Origin of the sequence: Mesorhizobium sp. M7A.F.Ca.CA.002.09.1.1 (assembly GCF_003998555.1) — a bacterium.
In the GTDB taxonomy this organism is placed as follows: Bacteria; Pseudomonadota; Alphaproteobacteria; order Rhizobiales; family Rhizobiaceae; genus Mesorhizobium; species Mesorhizobium ciceri.
In genome coordinates, this window is record NZ_RZRR01001140.1 from 1 (window position 1) to 1,470 (window position 1,470).

Here is a 1,470-nt window from a genome sequence, read left to right on the forward strand (position 1 = left end):
AGTTACAGGAGACTGTTCAACCAGCGCGCGCTGGTTGAACAGTCTCCTGTAACTTGTCGTCAGCATCATCTCGATGGCGCGGCGTGCGATTTCATGGCGGAAGGCATAGCCATCGCCCAGATCGTCGAGCAGCCCATTCGACACACATTCCGCCAGCTGTCCGGCGCTGGCGACGCCGCACAGGCCCTGCAGAGCCCAAGCATCGGCCCGCCTGGGAAACACCGACACCGCGTCCAGCATCGAGCGGGCACCGGCGGACAGCCGTTCGGCCCGCGCCACAACGGCGTCCCGCACGCTGGCCGGTGGCGTCATCTCATTGTCGGCACACAGGAGCTCGGTGACGAAGAAGGCATTGCCGGCGGTGACCCGGTAGATGGCGTCGCCATCTCGGCCGGCAGCGCTGGCGAGCGACAGGACGGCCGCCTCGCTCAACAGCGGCACGTCGATACGGGCAACGTTGCCCGACGGAATTTCACCCAGCGCCCGGCGCACACGCGCCTGTCCTTCGCTGCGGTCGGTGCGCGCCGTCAACAGGACCAGGATGTGGGTGTTGGCGATGCGCCGGCCAAGAAAGCGGACGAAATCGAGCGTCGCGTCGTCCGCCCAATGCAGATCCTCGATTACCAGAAGCGTCGGCTGGGTCCTTGTCTCGAACACGTCGAGGGCACCGGAGAACAGTGGCAGCCGCTGACCCTGCCTGGCGTCGATCGCCTGCGGCATCGCCCATTGCGCCTCGCGGGCGAGGTCATAGAGCGGTCCGAGCGGATCGGGGATCGACAGGTCCTCGCAGGCGCTGCGCAAGATGCGCGTAGCCTTGGCCGCGCCGGCGACGAAGGCCTCGACCAGTGCGGTCTTGCCGGCGCCGGCCTCGCCCGACAACGCCACCACGCTGCCGCGACCACGCGCGGCTTCGGCGAGAAGTCCGTCCAGCTGCTCCAGCTGTGTCTGCCGTTCCAGAAGCATGATCATCCGCTTTTCGTGATCCGGGTCGCCGCCGCACCCCGCTTTCGTCAGGCAGGATAGCGCGGCCCGGTATCGGCTTTGTGGCTCCAGCAGTGAACGCCGTTAACATGGGGAATCGTCCCACGAAACATAGGGAAAGGTTCCGATGCGCGCCCCTGGCGAGCGTGATCAATGTCCTCCGCGCTCAAAACCGGGCGTGAAACAGTAAAAAGGAACCTGATATGCCTCGCTATGTGGTTGAACGTACATTTCCCAACGGCCTCAGCGTGCCGGTGAACGAGGCCGGCGCCGATGCGCTGGGCGGCGTCATCATGCGCAACGCGGAGAAAGGCGTGACTTGGGTGCAGTCCTTCGTCTCGCCCGACAAGAAGCAGAGCTTCTGCATCTATGACGCGCCTTCGCCGGAAGCGATCCGCAGCACGGCCCAGAAAAACGCGCTGCCTGTCGACAAGATCACGGAGGTGCGGGTTCTTGACCCTTACTTTTACCGTTGACCCGATCGATGAG

The 1,470-nt window shown here is 64.8% G+C and carries 2 protein-coding genes; one reads left to right on the forward strand and one right to left on the reverse strand.

All coding sequences use genetic code 11. The annotated features are described in order from the left end of the window. Nucleotides 1-969 (reverse strand): AAA family ATPase (locus EN994_RS31095; protein WP_245466134.1); only part of this gene is annotated, 969 nt, incomplete at its 3' end. Nucleotides 970-1,184: 215 nt separating this feature from the next. Between EN994_RS31095 and EN994_RS31100 the strand changes: the two genes are divergently transcribed. After that, a complete protein-coding gene (locus EN994_RS31100; protein WP_063169628.1) occupies nucleotides 1,185-1,457 on the forward strand; it encodes a DUF4242 domain-containing protein in 273 nt (90 codons plus the stop codon). The last annotated feature ends 13 nt before the right edge of the window (nucleotides 1,458-1,470 follow it).

Excerpts from the sequence above, each read along its gene's own strand:
- EN994_RS31100 (WP_063169628.1), top strand. The coding sequence starts at position 1,185 with ATGCCTCGCTATGTGGTTGAACGTACATTTCCCAACGGCCTCAGCGTG.